Source organism: Pseudarthrobacter sp. NPDC080039 (assembly GCF_040702335.1).
In the GTDB taxonomy this organism is placed as follows: domain Bacteria; phylum Actinomycetota; class Actinomycetes; order Actinomycetales; family Micrococcaceae; genus Arthrobacter; species Arthrobacter enclensis_A.
Window position 1 is genome coordinate 1 of sequence record NZ_JBFBKY010000060.1, and the last position, 4,492, is coordinate 4,492.

2 protein-coding genes are annotated in these 4,492 nt (G+C 66.5%); both read left to right on the forward strand.

Annotated elements, in window-relative coordinates:
* The first annotated feature begins 141 nt into the window (after positions 1–141).
* Positions 142–1,149 carry a LacI family DNA-binding transcriptional regulator gene (locus tag AB0313_RS21985; RefSeq protein ID WP_366308450.1) on the forward strand — a complete coding sequence of 336 codons (1,008 nt, stop codon included), beginning with the start codon at positions 142–144 and terminating at the stop codon, positions 1,147–1,149.
* A 93-nt stretch (positions 1,150–1,242) separates the two neighbouring features.
* On the forward strand, positions 1,243–4,290 hold the full coding sequence (locus AB0313_RS21990) for a glycoside hydrolase family 2 TIM barrel-domain containing protein (RefSeq protein WP_366308452.1): 3,048 nt from the start codon (positions 1,243–1,245) through the stop codon (positions 4,288–4,290).
* Positions 4,291–4,492 lie beyond the last annotated feature (202 nt).

A 4,492-nucleotide genomic window follows, 5' to 3' on the forward strand; every position in this document is an offset into this window, starting at 1 on the left:
CGGGAGGGTGTGGGAGAGTAGGTCACCGCCGAACACACATTAGGTCGAGGCCCCAACCACACCGGTTGGGGCCTCCCACATTTAACAACCAACCACACCCCCAAACCCCACAAGGCACGGGACAGCCTAGACTTACGGGTTATGACTCCCCGAACCCCTGGCGCCAGGGGCAAGCGCGCCACCATTTTGGATGTGGCCGCCGCAGCAGGCGTGTCGCGCCAGACCGTCACCCGCGCCATGAACGATATGACGGGAATAAGCCGGGAAACCAGGGAGCGTGTCCAAAAGCTCGCAGTGGAAATGGGCTACACCCCCAGCCGCTTTGCCAGGGGACTTGTGCAGGGAGCCCGCATTTCCGTTGGCCTCGCAATCCCGGACCTGACGAATCCTTATTTCCCTGCCTTTGCCTCCAGCGTGGTGGAGGCCGCCACGGAGCGCGAATGGAACGTTGTGGTGGACGACTACGGCCACGGGAGCGGCACCCCCGCGGACGCTGCTGCACGTCTGTCGCCGCACGTGGATGCGCTCATCGGATACCTCGAACCGGACCCCGAGGGGGCGCAGGAATTGTTGGGCCGGCGCCCCGTTGTAGCCTTGGATTCCCCCGGCGCGGGTACCGCAGGCGGCATCGCTTTCGATTATCACTATGCAGCCATGCTGGCCCTTACCCATCTGGCTTCCCGGGGGTGCCGGAAGGTGGCTTACCTGGATTCGGACCAAGGCGGTACCCCAAGCAGTCGCAGCGTTGCTGCAGCTGCCGTGGCGGCCCAGGCCGGCGTCGAGCTCACCCGCATTGAGGCGCAGCCTTCGGCGGCCGCCGCAAGGTCCGCCGTGGCGCAGCTTGCCCAGGCCGGCGGCCGGCCCGACGGCATCCTCGCCTTCAACGATCTGATGGCAGCCGGCGCACTGAAGGCACTGGACGACTTCGGCCTGTCCGTCCCCGGCGACTGCGCCGTAATCGGCATGGACGGGATACCCATGGGGGAACTGCTGACACCTGAACTAACCACCCTGTCACTGGACCTGCGCGGCGTAGGCCGTGCCGCCGTCGGCCTCCTGGAGGGATTGTTGTCCGGTTCAGTCCAGGACCGCAGTCCCGAGGCGTACCTGACGCTCCAGCACCAACTGGTGCTCCGGCAATCGGCCTGACCCCTACTCAAAACGAACGTAAGCGGATACGCTTGACGTAGCCTCGTGAACGTTCACGCACCCACCGCCCAATCCTCCCCACCAAGGAAATCCATGTCTGTACACTCTCCTGCAGCAACGTCCGGTCCCCTCCCTGCCCCTGGACCCGCAGATTCATCCCGCAGGCTTGACGTGCGGGCGGAGGCGGCGGCGGAGCTTGCCTCGCTGGCGCCTGGGCAGGGGATTCTCCCCGCTCGGGCCTACCTGGCGTCGGACGCCGCCAGGCTGTCCCTCAACGGCGAGTGGCAGTTCCGCTTGAGCTCCGGCATCCGGACGGCGCCCGACGACGGGTGGCAGCACGGCGGGCAGTTGTCCGGCTTCAGCGGGCTCCCGGTGCCTTCCAGCTGGAACATGCACGGCCACGGGTCGCCGGCCTACACCAATGTCCAGTTTCCGTTCGCCGTGGAGCCGCCGTTCGTACCGGATGCCAACCCCATTGGTGATCATGTGGTGACCTTCGAGGCCGGCCCCGAGTTCTTCCCGCATGCGCTGCTCCGGTTCGACGGCATCGACTCCGCCGGGACCGTGTGGTTGAACGGAGTGGAGCTCGGCACGACGCGAGGGAGCCGGCTGGCCCACGAATTCGACGTCTCGGACATCCTCGTCCAGGGAACCAACACCCTGGCCGTGCGGGTGGCCCAGTTCTCCGCCGCCAGCTACGTGGAGGACCAGGACATGTGGTGGCTGCCCGGGATCTTCCGCGACGTGACCCTCCAAGCCCGCCCTGTGGATGGCATTGATGACGTCTTCGTCCATGCCGGCTACGTTCCGGCCACGGGGGAAGGCGCCCTCCGCATAGAGGTGACCCGGGCAGGGCAGGCGATTGACGCCGTCGTGCGTGTCCCTGAACTCGGCCTTGAACTGCCTGCGGGGGCGGAGCAGCGGGTTCCAGGGGTGGAGCCCTGGTCCGCCGAGCTTCCCCGGCTCTATGACGCAACGGTCAGCACCCCTGGCGAGACCGTTTCGCTGCAGCTTGGCTTCCGCAGCATCACCATCGAGGACGCCCAGTTCAAGGTGAACGGCCGGCGCATCCTGCTCCGCGGCGTAAACCGCCACGAACACCACCCCAGGCTGGGCCGCGTGGTTCCGCATGATGTGGTGGAGGCGGAGCTGCGGCTGATGAAGCAGCACAACATCAACGCCATCCGGACCTCGCACTACCCGCCGCATCCGGAGTTCCTGGCGCTGGCGGATCGGCTGGGCTTTTACGTGGTCCTTGAGTGCGACCTGGAGACCCACGGCTTCTACAGCGCCGGCTGGGCCCAGAACCCCAGTGATGATCCCCAGTGGGAAGAGGCGCTGCTGGACCGGATGCGCCGGACCGTTGAACGCGACAAGAACCACCCGTCGGTCATCATGTGGTCGCTGGGCAACGAGGCGGGCACCGGGCGTAACCTCGCTGCCATGTCGCGCTGGACCAAGGACCGCGACCCGTCGCGGCCAATCCACTATGAAGGTGACTGGTCCTCACCCGACGTGGACGTTTACTCCCGGATGTACGCCAGCCAGGCTGAGACGGCGCTGATCGGGCAGGGAATTGAACCCTCCCTCGAGGACGCGGAACTGGATGCCCGGCGCCGGGCCATGCCGTTCGTGCTGTGCGAGTACGTGCACGCGATGGGCAATGGGCCCGGCGGCATGAGCGAGTACCAGGAGCTGTTCCAGAAGTATCCGCGGCTGATGGGCGGGTTCGTCTGGGAGTGGCTGGAGCACGGGATCACGGTGCCCACTCCGGGAGGCGGCGAGCACTTCGCGTACGGCGGGGACTTCGGCGAGGAAATACACGATGGAAACTTCGTCACCGACGGTCTGGTGGATGCCAACCGCAAGGCCCGCCCTGGACTGCTGGATTTCAAGAAGGTGATCGAACCGCTGCAGATTCGGGTTGATGGCACCTGGGCCAACTTTGCTGTGCGGAACGGCCAGGACTTTGCGGACACGGCCGCCTTCCGCTTCCGGTACAAGGTGGAGGCCGACGGCGCCACCCGGCTGGAGGGAACAGTGGACGTGGCGCCGCTGGCACCGCAGTCCGAGGCCGTATTGGAGCTGCCGGCGGAGGTAGCCGACTACAAGCGGTCGCTGCCGGGAGACCAGTCTGCGGTGCTCACGGTAAGTGCCGTGCTTGCGGCGGACACTGCCTGGGCAGGGGAGGGCCACGAGGTTGCCTGGGGCCAGGCAACACATTTCGTGTCTCCAACCGCCGTCGTGCCGGCTGCTGACAAGGTGGAGGTTGGCGACAAGGAACTGCGGCTGGGCAGTGCCGTGTTCGACCGGACCACCGGAAAGCCCACATCGATTGGCGGCCTTCCCGTGGAGAAACTCGACCTGGTGCTGTGGTGGGCCCCCACGGACAACGACCTCGGACGGGAATGGGATGGCGCTGATCCCCGGCCGCTTGCCGTGCAGTGGAAGGACGCAGGCCTCGACCGGCTCCACACCCGGCTGCTGGGAATCAGTGCTGAATCCTCGCCCGACGGCGGTGAGCAACTGCGCGTCGCCACGAGGATGGGGGCCGCCGACAAACAATTCGGGGTGCTGGTGGACTACATCTGGACCAGCGGGTCCGGTTCGCTCGCCCTGCGGACACAGGTCAAACCCGTAGGGGACTGGACCAACGCCGGCTTCGAAGTGGAATGGGCCCGGATCGGACTGGAACTGGTGCTGGGCGTCGAAACCGCCAGAGTGGCCTGGTTTGGTCAAGGGCCGCACCAAAGCTACCCGGATACCGGCCAGGGCGCGCGCACGGGGTGGTACGAGCTGTCACTGGCCGACCTGGACGTGGACTATGTCCGGCCCCAGGAATCGGGAGCCCGCTCCGGGGTGTGGTCCGCAGTTCTGGAGACGGCCGGCGGCAGCCTGCATGTTTCCGGCGAGCCCTTTGCCCTGACGGTAAGGCCTTACAGCATGGCGGCCCTTGCTGCGGCAACGCACAGGCCTGACCTGGTTCCCGACGGCCGGAGCTACATCTACCTGGACCACGCCCGGAGAGGTGTGGGCACCGCAGCGTGCGGCCCGGGCGTCCTGGAACCCTACAGGCTGAAGCCGCGCGAGGCTGAATTCCAGATGGTCTTCCGCCCGCAGGGGACGGACGGGCAGGTGTGAGCCACCCCATAGGAGCAGAAATCCCGCTGTAGGACAGCGGGGACCTCGCCCGGGCCGTTGAAACCCGCGGAATTCCGCCGGTCTCAACGGCCCAAGGGACTCCCTTTGGCCGGTTTGCGGTGGGGGCGGGGTGCGTGTATTGTTTTCTAAGTCGCCGCGGGGGAGACAGTGAAGAACTGTTCACCGGGTGGCCAAAAACCCC